The sequence below is a fragment of the Vreelandella sp. L-15 genome (assembly GCF_056857635.1).
In genome coordinates, this window is record NZ_JBSXNN010000092.1 from 164,174 (window position 1) to 178,112 (window position 13,939).

General features: G+C 59.5%; 12 protein-coding genes. 4 read left to right on the forward strand and 8 right to left on the reverse strand.

Annotation, left to right across the window (positions count from 1 at the left end; translation table 11 throughout):
- Positions 1 to 3: 3 nt before the first annotated feature.
- From serB to pgi, 4 genes are all read right to left on the reverse strand, one after another.
- Positions 4 to 924 (reverse strand): phosphoserine phosphatase SerB, encoded by a 921-nt coding sequence (gene serB, locus AC13CY_RS14310; protein WP_044629071.1) that lies wholly within the window; start codon positions 922 to 924, stop codon positions 4 to 6.
- Between the two features lie 3 nt (positions 925 to 927).
- The gene (gene parC, locus AC13CY_RS14315) at positions 928 to 3,180 is read right to left on the reverse strand and encodes a DNA topoisomerase IV subunit A (RefSeq protein ID WP_044629070.1); all 2,253 of its coding nucleotides are present in this window, start codon (positions 3,178 to 3,180) and stop codon (positions 928 to 930) included.
- A 7-nt stretch (positions 3,181 to 3,187) separates the two neighbouring features.
- Positions 3,188 to 5,083 carry a DNA topoisomerase IV subunit B gene (gene parE, locus AC13CY_RS14320; RefSeq protein WP_483052675.1) on the reverse strand — a complete coding sequence of 632 codons (1,896 nt, stop codon included), beginning with the start codon at positions 5,081 to 5,083 and terminating at the stop codon, positions 3,188 to 3,190.
- A gap of 169 nt (positions 5,084 to 5,252) precedes the next feature.
- The gene (gene pgi / locus AC13CY_RS14325) at positions 5,253 to 6,956 is read right to left on the reverse strand and encodes a glucose-6-phosphate isomerase (RefSeq protein ID WP_289124248.1); all 1,704 of its coding nucleotides are present in this window, start codon (positions 6,954 to 6,956) and stop codon (positions 5,253 to 5,255) included.
- 114 nt (positions 6,957 to 7,070) lie between these two features.
- Between pgi and cmoA the strand changes: the two genes are divergently transcribed.
- Both cmoA and cmoB read left to right on the forward strand, forming a co-directional pair.
- On the forward strand, positions 7,071 to 7,814 hold the full coding sequence (cmoA, locus tag AC13CY_RS14330) for a carboxy-S-adenosyl-L-methionine synthase CmoA (RefSeq protein ID WP_058576398.1): 744 nt from the start codon (positions 7,071 to 7,073) through the stop codon (positions 7,812 to 7,814).
- Position 7,815: 1 nt separating this feature from the next.
- On the forward strand, positions 7,816 to 8,826 hold the full coding sequence (cmoB, locus tag AC13CY_RS14335; protein WP_483052676.1) for a tRNA 5-methoxyuridine(34)/uridine 5-oxyacetic acid(34) synthase CmoB: 1,011 nt from the start codon (positions 7,816 to 7,818) through the stop codon (positions 8,824 to 8,826).
- A 56-nt stretch (positions 8,827 to 8,882) separates the two neighbouring features.
- Here cmoB and AC13CY_RS14340 read toward each other — a convergent pair whose 3' ends face one another.
- From AC13CY_RS14340 to AC13CY_RS14355, 4 genes are all read right to left on the reverse strand, one after another.
- Positions 8,883 to 9,557 (reverse strand): zinc metallopeptidase, encoded by a 675-nt coding sequence (locus AC13CY_RS14340; protein WP_483052677.1) that lies wholly within the window; start codon positions 9,555 to 9,557, stop codon positions 8,883 to 8,885.
- Positions 9,558 to 9,630: 73 nt separating this feature from the next.
- Positions 9,631 to 10,749 carry an App1 family protein gene (locus AC13CY_RS14345; RefSeq protein ID WP_483052678.1) on the reverse strand — a complete coding sequence of 373 codons (1,119 nt, stop codon included), beginning with the start codon at positions 10,747 to 10,749 and terminating at the stop codon, positions 9,631 to 9,633.
- Positions 10,749 to 11,312, reverse strand: coding sequence for a type 1 glutamine amidotransferase domain-containing protein (locus AC13CY_RS14350; RefSeq protein ID WP_044629063.1), 564 nt, complete (start codon positions 11,310 to 11,312; stop codon positions 10,749 to 10,751). Before AC13CY_RS14350 ends, AC13CY_RS14345 begins: the two co-directional genes overlap by 1 nt.
- A 121-nt stretch (positions 11,313 to 11,433) precedes the next feature.
- Positions 11,434 to 12,315, reverse strand: coding sequence for a helix-turn-helix transcriptional regulator (locus tag AC13CY_RS14355; protein WP_058576394.1), 882 nt, complete (start codon positions 12,313 to 12,315; stop codon positions 11,434 to 11,436).
- Between the two features lie 168 nt (positions 12,316 to 12,483).
- Here AC13CY_RS14355 and AC13CY_RS14360 point away from each other — a divergent pair, with 168 nt between their 5' ends.
- Both AC13CY_RS14360 and AC13CY_RS14365 read left to right on the forward strand, forming a co-directional pair.
- Entirely contained in the window at positions 12,484 to 13,188 is a 705-nt protein-coding gene (locus AC13CY_RS14360) for an ABC transporter permease (RefSeq protein WP_044629061.1), read from the forward strand.
- Positions 13,185 to 13,919, forward strand: coding sequence for an ATP-binding cassette domain-containing protein (locus tag AC13CY_RS14365; RefSeq protein ID WP_044629060.1), 735 nt, complete (start codon positions 13,185 to 13,187; stop codon positions 13,917 to 13,919). Before AC13CY_RS14360 ends, AC13CY_RS14365 begins: the two co-directional genes overlap by 4 nt.
- Positions 13,920 to 13,939 lie beyond the last annotated feature (20 nt).

A 13,939-nucleotide genomic window follows, 5' to 3' on the forward strand; every position in this document is an offset into this window, starting at 1 on the left:
TGGTTAAATCAAGTCGGCTTCACCGTAGCCCAGCAGATACAGCACGCCATCCAGCCCTGCCACGGAGATCGCCTGACGCGCTTCGGCACGCACGAGGGGTTTAGCGCGGAACGCCACGCCTAGGCCAGCTTTCGCCAACATCTTCAGGTCGTTTGCCCCATCACCTACGGCGACGGTTTGCGCTAAGGCCACCCCTTCCCGCTCGGCAATTTGCTGCAGTAGCGCGGCTTTACGCTCGGCATCGACAATTGGCTCATGGACCGCACCGGTAACTTTGCCATTCTCAATCACCAGCTCGTTGGCGTGGATTTCATCAAACCCAAGCCGCTCCTGCAGGTAACGGGCAAAGTAGGTAAAACCGCCGGATAAAATAACCGTACGGAACCCCAAACGTTTCAGGTTCGCCATCAGACGCTCAACGCCATCCATCAGCGGCAGTTCTGTAGCAATATTCGCCAATACCGACTCATCCAGGCCTTCCAGCTTGCTCATACGCTCGCGGAAGCTGGCCTTAAAATCCAGCTCGCCGCGCATGGCGCGCTCGGTGACTTCCGCCACCTCGTCGCCTACCCCGTGACGGCGCGCCAGCTCATCAATCACTTCCGCTTTAATCAACGTGGAGTCCATATCAAAACAGACCAAACGGGGTGCGGCACCGCCCCGCTGGTTCCGTTGGACCACCATATCCACACCGAGGGTTTCACTCAGCTCCAGCGCCGCATGGCGAAGGGAGGTTAATTCACTGGATGCGCCGCTCAAGTGCAGCTCCACACAGTCGATAGGCTCGCCTTTTTCCGTATCGGCAAGCCGCTGACGGTGCTCTTCCTGCAGGCCAAACTGCGCCATCAGCGCGGCCATGTGCGACTCAATATCCGCCGTTAAGCGCGGTGCCAATACGGTTAACAGAACATCCCCGCGTGCCATCCGTTACTCCCCTGCTTCTAAACGATCAACTTTTTGGAAACCACGCGGCAGCTTGCTGCCCCTTCTGCCACGCTCCCCACGATAATACGCGAGATCATCCGCCTTGAGGGTCAGTTTGCGCTTACCCGCATGAATGATCAGCTCTCCGCCTTCCGGCACAATGGCGATATCACGCAGGAACTCTTCGCGCCGCGCCGCCCGGGGGCCGGGGATATCGAGCATCTTGTTGCCCTTGCCCTTGGCCATCTCGGGCAGCTGGTCCAGCGGGAAGAGCAGCAGCCGCCCTTCGTTGGAGACCGACGCCACCCACAGCGATTCGCCTTCCGGCACCTCCACGGGCGGCATGACGCTGCAGCCTTTCGGCACGCTGAGCACGGCTTTACCCGCTTTGTTTTTGCCGGTGAGCGCTTCGAGCTGGGCCACAAACCCATAGCCGCCGTCGCTGGCCAGAAGATAGCGTTGGGTGGGCGGCGCGAGCATCAGACCCGCCATCTGCGCCCCCGCTGCCACGTTCACCCGACCGGTTACCGGCTCTCCCTGCCCTCGGGCGCTGGGTAAATTGTGCGCCGCCAGGGTATAGGCGCGGCCTGTATCGTCCAGCAGCACCAGCGGCTGGTTGGTTTTACCCCGAGCGGCTAGTCGGAAACGATCCCCCGCTTTGTAGGAGAGCCCTTCGGGGTCGATATCGTGGCCTTTGGCAGCACGAATCCAGCCTTTATCCGACAGCACGACGGTAATCGGGTCGGCACCTAGCAACTCCACCTCGGAGAGCGCTTTAGCCTCGCTGCGCTCCACCAGCGGCGAACGGCGTTCGTCGCCGTGCTCTTTACCCGCTGCGCGGATCTCTTTCTCGATCAGCGTGGTGAGCTTGGCTTCGCTACCCAGCAGCCCCTGCAGGGTTTTACGCTCTTTTTCCAGCTCATCCTGCTCGCCGCGAATCTTCATCTCTTCCAGCTTGGCAAGATGGCGCAGACGCAGTTCAAGGATCGCTTCAGCCTGACGCTCGGTCAGGCCAAAGGCGCTCATCAGGGCAGGCTTGGGCTCATCCTCTTCGCGGATGATGCGGATCACCTCATCAATATTCAGGTAAGCGGTCAGTAGGCCTTCTAGAATATGCAGGCGATCTTCCACTTTGCCTAAACGGTGCTCAAGGCGGCGACGCACGGTGGCACGGCGAAACCGCAGCCACTCACCCAGCATATCGGTCAGCGGCATCACCCGTGGACGGCCATCCAGGCCAATCACGTTCATGTTCACCCGCACGTTCTTTTCCAGATCCGTGGTGGCAAACAGGTGCGCCATCAGCGCTTCGACATCCACACGGCTCGAGCGCGGCTCGATCACTAGGCGGGTTGGCTCTTCGTGGGTCGACTCGTCGCGCAGGTCGGCCACCATAGGCAGCTTTTTCGCCTGCATTTGCGCGGCGATCTGTTCCAACACCTTGGCACCGCTGACCTGATAGGGTACAGCAGTAATGACGATATTGGCGTCTTCACGCACATAGCGGGCGCGTAATTTGACCGAGCCTCGGCCAGTCTCATAGAGCTTACGCAGATCCGCTTTCGGTGTGATGATTTCTGCATCCGTCGGGAAATCCGGGGCAGGCACAAACGCCATCAAATCCGCCGTGGTGGCCTCGGGGTGACGCAACAGGTGGCAAGTGGCTTCCACCACTTCCGAGACGTTATGCGGTGGAATATCGGTGGCCATGCCCACGGCAATGCCCGTGCCGCCGTTGAGCAGCACGTGAGGCAACCGCGCAGGCAATACTACCGGCTCCTGCATGGTGCCATCGAAATTGGGCGCCCACTCCACGGTGCCCTGGCCCAATTCACTCAGCAGCACGTCGGCAAATTTGGAAAGCTTGGCCTCGGTGTAGCGCATCGCCGCGAAAGATTTCGGGTCGTCTGGGCTCCCCCAGTTACCCTGGCCATCCACCAGCGGGTAGCGGTAGCTGAACGACTGCGCCATCAGCACCATGGCTTCATAGCAGGCGCTGTCTCCGTGGGGGTGGAACTTACCCAGTACGTCACCGACGGTGCGCGCTGACTTCTTGTACTTGGCATTGGCATGCAGCGCCAGCTCGCGCATGGCGTAGATGATCCGCCGCTGCACGGGTTTCATGCCATCGCCAATGTTGGGTAAGGCGCGGTCTAGAATGACGTACATCGAGTAGTCGAGGTACGCTTTTTCGGTGTAATCGCGCAGGGACAGACGCTCGACGTCGCCTTCCGCTACCTGAATATCCATGGTCATCGGGGGGTCATACCTCAATGTCTGCCAAATTACCGTAATCTTCCAACCACTTCTTGCGGTCGCTGGCGCGCTTTTTGGCGAGCAGCATGTCCATCATTTCCAGGGTGCCGTCGCCCTCGTCCAGCGTGAGCTGTACGAGACGGCGGGTTTCCACGGCCATGGTGGTTTCGCGTAGCTGCAACGGGCTCATTTCCCCTAGTCCTTTAAAGCGCTGCACGTTGGGGGTGCCACGCTTTTTCGCCAGCTGTTTGAGAACGGCGGTTTTTTCGCTCTCGTCCAGGGCGTAGTGAACCTCTTTACCTAAATCGATGCGGTACAACGGTGGCATCGCCACATACACATGGCCTGCGTCCACCAAACTGGGGAAGTGCTTCACAAACAGCGCGCATAGCAGCGTCGCAATATGCAAACCGTCCGAGTCGGCGTCGGCAAGAATACAGATTTTGTGATAGCGCAGCTTTTCAAGGTCGGCGCTGCCGGGGTCGGCACCAATCGCCACGGCAATATCGTGAACTTCTTGAGAGCCATAGATATCGTGGGTTTCGACTTCCCACGTATTTAGGATCTTCCCGCGCAGCGGCAAGATAGCCTGAGTCTCGCGGTTTCGCGCCTGCTTGGCGCTGCCCCCCGCCGAGTCTCCTTCCACCAGAAACAGCTCGCTCTGCGCCGGGTCCTGGCCGGAACAGTCCGCCAGCTTGCCCGGCAGCGCGGGGCCCGAGGTCACTTTCTTCCGCGCGACCTTCTTCGATTTCTTCTGACGCTGCTGGGCTGCGCTGATCACCATCTCCGCTAGCTGCTCGGCCTGCTCGATATGATGATTCAGCCACAGCGAGAAGGCGTCTTTCACCACGCCTGATACAAACCCGGCAATGGTGCGCGAAGAAAGTCGCTCTTTCGTTTGGCCGGCAAACTGTGGGTCAAGCATTTTCACCGAAAGCACGAAGGAAGCACGCTCCCACAAATCATCGGCGGTGAGCTTGATGCCACGGGGCAGCAGACTGCGGTATTCACAGAATTCTCGCAGGGCGTCTAACAGCCCAGAACGAAAGCCGTTAACGTGGGTGCCGCCCTGGGGCGTAGGGATCAGGTTAACGTAGCTCTCAAGCAGCGCCTCGCCACCTTCAGGCAGCCACTGAATGGCCCAGTCTACGCCATGTTCGTCGTCGCTAAAGTGGCCTACGAACGGCTCTTTGGGCAGCACTTCGTAGCCATCGGTAGCTTCGGCCAAGTAGTCGCGCAGGCCATCAGCGTAGGCCCACTCGGTTTTGGTGCCATCCGGCTCTACTAGCGTGACCGCTAAACCGGGACAAAGCACTGCTTTGGCACGCAGCAGGTGTTTCAGTTTGGAAAGTGCCAGCTTCGGGCTGTCAAAATAACTCTCATCTGGCCAGAAGCGTACCAGAGTGCCAGTAGCGCGCTTGGGGGCTTTGCCGATTTCATGCAGTTCTTCGACCTTTTCGCCGTGCTCGAAGGCAATGGCATGGCGAGCACCGTCTCGGGTCACTTCGACTTCTAAACGCCGTGACAGCGCATTGACCACCGACACGCCCACGCCGTGAAGGCCGCCAGAAAACCGATAGCTCGAAGAGGAGAACTTACCACCCGCATGGAGCTTGGTAAGAATGAGCTCGACCCCTGAAACACCGTGCTCCGGATGCAGGTCGATGGGCATACCGCGGCCGTTATCCTGCACTTCAATGGCACCGTCGCTATGGAGTACCACGCTGATGTTTGAAGCGTGCCCGGCGAGCGCCTCATCGACACTGTTGTCGATGACCTCTTGGGCGAGGTGGTTAGGCCGCGAGGTATCGGTATACATACCGGGACGCTTACGTACCGGATCGAGCCCTGATAGGACCTCGATAGAGCTCGCGCCGTACTGGGAGGCATCAAACTGGGTCATGTAACGTCGGTTCCTGAAAAAACGTACTGAACAAAAGCGTACTGGCAGCCTCAACGGGTGCCGTGAAAAAACGGCGCCCAGGACTCTCACCAAGTGAGGCCGCGAAGAAAAGCACACAGGATAGCGGAAAAGCAAAAAGCTGTATATCCAGCCATATGAGTTGGGCGTCCTACTGCTGCTCTGCGGCCCAAAACGCTTCAATCAGCCCGCGGCTAGAGGCGTCCATGCGGCCAATATCACCTTCCCCGTCGATAATTGCCTGGGTATCGGTGGCAATCTGCTTGCCTAGCTCGACGCCCCACTGGTCAAAGGGGTTAATGTCCCAAATCACGGCCTGCACGAAGACTTTGTGTTCATACAGCGCTATCAACGACCCTAGCGTGGCAGGCGTGAGCTTATCCAGCAGCACCGTTGAAGAGGGCTGATTACCCCGGTAGCGCTTGTGTTCGGGGCGAGGGCCATCCTCTTCCAGCGCATCGTCGCCCAACATCAGCACACGGGACTGGGCAAAACAGTTGGCCAGCGCCAAGCGATGCTGCGACTTCAAATGGCGGCGGGTATCCAGATTTTCGACCTCATCGTAACGCTTAAGCGGCGCGATAAAATCGCACACCACCGGCTGCGTGCCCTGGTGAAGCAGTTGATAAAACGCATGCTGGGCATTAGGGCCCAACTGGCCCCACAGCACCGGGCAGGTGGAGTAGTTCACCGCTTGGCCCTGGCGCGTCACCGATTTGCCATTGGACTCCATCTCCAACTGCTCAAGATAGGCGGCAAAGTACTCAAGCCGCCCGTCGTAGGGCAGAATCGAGTGAGCGCGAATATCCAAAAAGTTAACGTTCCAGATACCTGCCAAGCCCAGTAACACCGGCAGATTGTCCTCCAGTGGCGCATCGCGGAAGTGGCTATCCATAGCATGGGCGCCCGCCAACAGTTCGCGGAAGTTCTCCATGCCAATGACCAACGCAATCGGCAGCCCAATGGTGCCCCACAGCGAGTAGCGCCCGCCGACCCACTCCCAAAACATCAGCTGGTGGTCCGGGGTAATCCCCCACTCGCTCATCTTGTCAGGGCTGGCGGATACACCAATAAAGTGCTGGCGCACAATCAACTCTGCGCTGATCGGTTTGGCATGGGGGCTGACTTCTGGCAGGTCGGCGTGCTGTGTAAGCCGCCCGATTAGCCAATCGCGGGCCGTGTTGGCGTTGGAGAGCGTATCAATGGTGGTGAACGACTTGGACGACAGCACGAATAGCGTGGTTTCAGGGTTGAACCGGCTGAGGTAGTCCGCCAATTGGGAGCCATCCATCGTGGAGGCAAAATGCACCTCCACCGGGTGAATATCGCTGGGGCGATAGTCCGCGAGGGCATGGGTAACCATCAGCGGCCCTAAATCCGAACCTCCCACCCCCAAATTCACCACGTGACGAATCGGCTTGCCGGTGGCCCCACGCCACTGGCCTGCGTGTAGCCGCTGCACCAGCCGCTCCATCTGCGCCAGGCTGTCATGCACGGCCCCCACAATATCTTCACCCTCGACTTCCAAGTGGGCATCTGCGGGCAAACGCAGCGCAGTATGCAGCGCTGGGCGGTTCTCACTGACGTTCACCCGCTTACCGCTCAGCAGCGCCTCGATGGCCCCGGGCACCCCCGCCTCTTGGGCCAGCGCCAGCAGGTGCTCCAGCGTATCGTCGTCCCAACGCTGCTTGGAAAGATCGAGAGTGAGCCCCGCCACCTGACGCGTAAAGTGCTGCCAACGGCCAGGGTCATCCCCAAACAGGTTTTTCAAGTGGACATGCTTAAGCGCCTGGGCGTGCTGTGAGAGCGTTTGCCAAGCGGGTAGCGTATCGGGAGTTGCTGTTGCTGAAGCCATGTGCCTTCTCCTGTGGCGTCGTTCCGTGAGGCAGGAATCTGTGTTGATCAGGCCTGTTCTGCGTTAACAAGGGCGCGTAAACTACGCAGCCTCATTAACCATCCTGGCTTGCCCATGAGTGATGCATCTTACCGCGACGCTATCTTTTCAACACCCCTAGACAAGGTGGCTAGGTTCTCCTTTGATGAACAGGTGGTCGCGTGCTTCCCCGATATGATCCGCCGCTCGGTGCCCGGCTACGGCCAAATTCTGGGTATGCTGAGCCTGATTGCCAAACGCCATCTGCGCCACGGTGCCCATGTTTATGATCTGGGCTGCTCGCTGGGCGCATCCGGACTCGCCCTGGCAGGCGCGCTGCCCGCCGATGCGTTCGGCTATACCGGTATCGACCTTTCCCCGGCCATGGCGGCCCGAGCGAAGCAGACCTTTCTCGATGAGTGCCCCGACCACGCCATGCAAGTGGAAGAAGCCGATATTCGTACCTACGAGTATGCGCCTTCGGGGATGATCATTCTCAACTTTACGCTGCAGTTTTTGCCACCGGCCGATCGTGATGCGCTACTCAAGCGGCTTTACAACACGCTTGAGCCCGGCGGCGTGCTGATTCTTTCGGAAAAAACCATTGATGCCGACGAGCGCGACAACGCTTGGCGGGTCGAACGCTATCACGACTTCAAGCGTGCCAATGGCTACAGCGATATGGAGATCAGCCAAAAGCGCACCGCGCTTGAGAACGTGCTGATTCCCGATACGCTCGATGCGCTGCACGAGCGCTTGTCGCTGGCGGGTTTTCCCCGCTCCATGACCTGGTTCCAGTACCTGAATTTCACCTCGCTGATCGCCTTTAAGGAGGGTTAAGGTGGCGCTACTCCCCGACGATCATCGCGTGCTGTATCAAGCGTTTTTAGATCAGGCCACTCAAGATGCCTCGCTCACGCCCTGGCTTGCCAAGCTCCCCGAGCAGCTCGCCAGCGGGCTGGACCGCCAGCGCCACGGCGATCTCTCTGCCTGGGAAAAAGCCGTGGCCAAGCTGCCGCCATTGCCGGAAGAGCGCCGTGTGGATCTAAACAGCGACACGCTGACGGTAGACATCGATCTCACCGACAGCCAGCAGCGCCAGTGCTTCAATCTGCTGCGCAAGCTGGCCCCGTGGCGTAAAGGGCCATTCAACCTGGGTGGTATCGAAATCGACACCGAGTGGCGCTCTGACTGGAAATGGCAACGCGTCGCGCCGCATCTCGCGCCGTTGAAGTACCGCAAAGTGCTGGACGTGGGCGGCGGCAGCGGCTACCACGCCTGGCGGATGGCGGGTGCAGGCGCGGCTTTCGTGTTGGTGATTGACCCTTCCCCACGCTTTTACTGGCAGTTTCAGGCGGTGCGCCACTTTGTCGGCAACGCCGATGAAGGCCGCACGCAGTTTCTGCCGGTGGGTATCGAGGACGTGCCGGAAAACCTGGGCTTCTTCGACACGGTGTTCTCCATGGGCGTGCTGTACCACCGCCCTTCGCCCCTTGAGCACCTGCAACAGCTAAAAGGCGCGCTGGCCCCCGGCGGTGAGCTGGTGCTGGAAACGCTGGTGGTAGAAGGCGATGAGCAGACCGTATTCGTACCCGGCGAGCGCTACGCCGCCATGCCCAACGTCTACTTTCTGCCTTCCTCCAAAGCACTGTGCCACTGGCTGGAGCGCTGCGGCTTCACCAATGTACGGGTGGTAGATGAAGCGATGACGACGCTCGATGAGCAGCGTTCCACCGAGTGGATGACCTACCAGTCGCTGGCGGACTTTCTCGACCCGAATGACCGCAGCCGCACCATTGAAGGCTACCCCGCCCCACGCCGCGCGGTGATCCTGGCAAACAAGCCGGAGTAGTGAGTAATGGCCGCCCACCATTTTTAAACCAGTACTTTTAAATCAGCACTTTTAAATCAGCGCCTTAAAATCACCAGCCAGCGACCCAGGTTCATCACGCTGGCTAGCGACGCGGCCACATAGGTAAAGGCGCAGGCGGTGAGTACGTGTCGGGCACCGGCCATATCGGCGGGCGGCACGTACTCTTTTAGCAGCGGCAGCGCGCGGTTAAAGCTAGCATCGAACTCCACCGGCAGCGTGACCAGATGCACCAGCGCGGCGGTGCCGAAGCTAATCACCGCCATGACGACTATCATCGCAAGCCCACCGGGTAACCGCGTCAGCAGGAACAGAAACGGCGCGGCCATCATCAAAATAGCGCCTAGCTTTTCCGCTTTTTGCGCCACTTGCACCAAACGGCTACGGGCCAGCAGCGGCGCATAACCCTCATGGTGCTGAATGGCATGGCCCACCTCATGGGCAGCAACGGTGACTGCCGTGAGCGAACGGCCATCGTAGTGATCAGGCGCCAAGCGCACACAACGGGCTTCGGGATCGTAGTGGTCGCCCTGCTCGGTGCGTTCTACCCGTACGCCCTCCACACCCATACGGCGTATCAGGTGTTCGGCCAATTCCGCACCGGTACCTGGGTAATCATCACGCCCTCGGGTATGGCGCTTTAATACCCATTTTGCCCATAGGTTGGGCAGCACAAAAATAGCCAACGCCAGCACAATTAAGAGGATGAGCATCACAACACCGGAACCCGCCAAGTAAGAGAGACATCAACGCTCATTTTTACCACGAATGGCGGGGGAACACAGCTTAGGCAGGCTCGTTACGATGGGCTTCGACGTCGCGCTGAACCGCTTGCAGCCCACGTGCGGAGATATCGCCTTTGGCGTGGGCATGCTCTGCCATCAAAATGCTATCTACGGCCAAGACCAGCTCACAATCGGTATGGGCTAACTCATCGCGCAGACGCTGAATGGCGGCTTCCCGCTGGGGGTCGCTGTCGACGCGGCGAATATAAATCGCTTTGATCCGATCCGGGTAAGCTTTGACGACCTCCGTGTAGACTTCCGGGTCGTGCTGGCCGCTATCGCCAATCAAAATACACGGCATGTCGTCATACAACGCCAACATACGGTCGATCAGGTCACGCTTATGATCCTCCGCTCGACGGGGCCAAGGCTTGCGCCAGGAGATCCCCCACTCCCGTAAAAACAGAATAGGACCCACTGGAATCCGGTTGATTTGGAAGAAAGCTTCCAACATTTCATAAATGGCCCAAGGGCCACGGGAGACATAAAGAATCGGCCGCTCGGCCTTTTCGGTCTGCCCACGGTAAAGCGCCTGATAGAGCGATGCTACACCGGGAAACGCCGTCCGTCGGTGAGGCTTGCGCACAAACAGTCGGTAAAGCATTTTGAGCTTTTCCGCCACGCCGGTGAACATCACCGTATCGTCGATATCGCTGATGACCAGTAGGTCCGCTTCCGGGGGCGGTACATACACTTCTACGCTGGTACGAATCGGAGGGTGCCCCTTGGCATGTACCAAAATATCAGCGCGATGCCAGGAAACATCGACCGGCAAAGGCGTACTAATCGGCAGGTGGGCATCAAAGTAGCCATCTCGGTCGGTGGTCATGCACAGCTCGTTATCACCCACGCGGATCTCTACTTTGGCACCGGACAGCCCACGACGGAAAACACGCCGGGCCACATCGGCCGTATCACGCAGCATGCCCCGCCTAGGAATGGCACGGCCGAGTGCCGCTTGGCGGAACACCCGGCCCATCACAAAGATTTCCCGCTGGGAACCGTAACCGCGGTAGGGGTGCACCATCATCCCGCTGCGGCCACTGTCCCGCTTCATCGGTTTTGCAACAACGTGGGCAAGCCTTTTGGCAAAGCTTGCCCACTGGTGGTACCACGCCATTAAGCGTGCTGGCCTGAGTGGCGCCCTTCCTGCAGCTCTTCCAGCAGTTTGGCGTTAAAGGCGTCGAGGTCTTTGGGTGTGCGGCTGGTAACGAGGCCGCTATCGACCACTACCGGCTCATCCACCCAGTTCACACCCGCATTGCGCAGGTCTTGGGCGACACTCAGCACGGAGGTCATCTTGCGCCCTTCGACCACGCCAGCGTTAATCAAAATCCACGGCGCGTGGCAAATGGCGGCGACGGGCTTGCCCGCCTGGAAGAACGCTTTTACAAAGCTCAGGGCATCTTCGTTCAGGCGCAACTCGTCAGGGTTGAACAGGCCGCCGGGGAGTACCAGGGCGTGGTAGTCGGACTCGCTAACGTCTGCCAGTGCCTTGTCGGCCTCGTAGGTATCGCCCCAGTCGGTTTCTGCCCAAGCGCGAATGCCCTTGCCTTCCGGCGAGACAATATGCACTTCAACACCCTCTTTTTGGAGCGCCGCGCGAGGTACGCTCAGCTCGGACTCTTCAAAACCGTCGGTGGCTAAAATAGCAACACGTTTACCATTCAGTGCTTGATTCATCGTGCTCTCCTTTTCGTGATGATCTTTTCGTGATGAGGTTACGTCTACAACACCTCTCCAGTGTGGCGCATCTTATACAATCGTCAAGCGTAGAGACCGAATCAGACTAGTCGCTACGCGCTTAAGCGTTGTACAACACGCGACCTAGCTGGCTCACATCATACCCCCTTAGCGTACTCGCACGCTGGGCAAACCGGGGCTCTCTGGCAAATTCAAACAAGGCTTGGACGGCAGGCTCAAAGTAGCTGCGACGATGCATCACCAGATCAAACGACTCCTCCACCAGCGGGATAAAGTCCAGCTGCTGGCGTTGCGCGGCAGACTCCATTCCTAGCCCAACATCGGCTTCACCTTGGGCAATGGTCAGCGCTAAATCGTCCTCGCTGAGCGCGGGATGGGCCGCCCATCTCAGCGCTTCGGGCACAATGCCCGCCTGCTGCAGCAAGCAGTTCATGAGCTGCGCGGCCCCTGCGCCCGGCTGGCGGTGGGCAAGCACGGCTTTGCGCTTGGCAATGTCGCCCACCGTCCGAATGTCCAATGGATTCCCCGGCGCCAAGAGCAGCCCCTGGCGGCGCGTGGCCCAGTGCAGCACGATCAGATCGCGCACTCCGCCCAGGCCCAACGCAGCAGGTTCGTTATAGCGCCTGGAAGCCGCGTCGAGCAGATGGATCCCCGCTAGCATCGCCCTGCTTTCCAGCAAGCGTCGGACGCCGTCGCCACTGCCTTGACACAACGAGGCCAAGTCACTCCCGCTCTCGCGTACTGCCCACTCCAGCAGCGGGTCTTGGCTGCCCGCCAATACCGGCGGAGGCGGCTGCCGCTGCGCCTGGTCGCCTTCCAAGTGGCTAAGCACCCACATATCAATATGCTGTCGAGGAAACAGCAGCTTTCCCGTCGCACGGCTGCAGGGAATATGGCCCTGGCGCACCAGGTCGTACACCTTGCGCTCTTTCAAACGCAGATAGTCCGCCACCTCAACGGTAGTCAAATAGTCGTTTGGCATCGCTCACCCTGCATTTAGCTGCGTATGACTGCATATATTTCAGTAGCCAATGCATAACATCAAGTAAACGTACACTATGCAGCCTAACGAAAACGCTGAGCTCTCGCGATTCTCCCGTGGCCACCGCACTATCGTGTGCGCGGCCCGACGCTTCTACATCAGGTACTTATGCCAGCAAGTGATAACCCTTTTTATACGGCACTCGCGCTGATTCTGGGCATGGACTCAGATTTGATCGATATCGTGGTGCTCTCTTTACAGGTGTCGCTGGTCGCCGTGCTAATCGCCAGCGCCTTGGCGCTGCCAGTGGGAGCGGCGCTCGCCCTATGGCGTTTTCCTGGGCGTAACGGACTGATCGTCGTACTCAATGCACTGATGGGGCTACCGCCGGTCGTGGCAGGGCTATGTGTCTATTTGCTGCTCTCCCGGGCAGGACCATTAGGCTCGTTTGGGCTGCTGTTCACGCCCAGCGCCATGGTGATTGCTCAAGTCATCCTGGTATTTCCGATTATCGCTGCGCTGACGCGCCAGCAGGTGGAAGCCCTGCACCATGAGTACGCCGAGCAGCTACGCTCGCTGGGGCTGACCCAGCTACGCATGATGCCCACCCTACTATGGGATGCGCGCTTTGGCCTGCTGACGGTGATTCTAGCGGGCTTTGGCCGGGCCAGCGCCGAAGTGGGCGCAGTGATGATCGTGGGGGGCAATATCGACGGCGTGACTCGGGTGATGACCACCAGCATCGTGCTGGAGACCAGCAAGGGGGATCTCCCCCTGGCGCTCGGGCTAGGCATCGTACTGCTGACGCTGGTCACCCTCATCAATGCGCTGGCCCATGCGGTCAGTGAAGCGGCCAAGAGGCGGTTAGGATGAACGCACCGCTCACCTCCTCTTTCACCTCAATGGCCAATGTGCCATCCCTGCACTTTCAGCAGGCAAGCTTTACCCATCGTGGTCACGCCTTATTGGTGCCCACCACCCTCACGCTGTCTGGCTGTCAGCGCACGCTGATCATGGGGCCTAACGGGGCGGGTAAAAGTCTGTTCATGCGTTTGGCTCACGGTCTACTCCGCCCTAGCAGCGGCCACGTTAGCTGGGAAGGCGCACCTCCCGTCCAGGCCATGGTGTTTCAGCGGCCGGTGCTGCTGCGTCGCTCGGTCATCGATAACCTGATCTACGCCCTGGCCGTCAAACGCGTGCCTCGCCGGGAGCGCAAAGCACTCGCCTGGCAGGCGCTGGAGAAGTTCGGCTTAGCAGCTCTGGCCAAGCGCCCCGCGCGGGTGCTGTCTGGCGGCGAGCAGCAGCGGCTAACCCTGGCCCGCGCTTGGCTGTTAACCCCTTCCGTGCTGTTTTTGGATGAACCCACCTCCGCCCTTGATCCCGCCGCCATTAAGGCGGTGGAAGATGCAGTGAATGAGTTTCACCAAAGCGGCACGCGCATCGTCATGACGACCCACGACCTGCATCAGGCGAAGCGGCTCGCCGATGATGTGCTGTTCATGTACGGCGGCCAGGTGCTGGAGCACACCAGCGCCGAGCGATTTTTCGACACCCCGGCCTCCTCGCAGGCCAGGGCGTTTATCCGGGGCGAACTGGTTTGGTGACCCCCACTCAGCGTTGAACA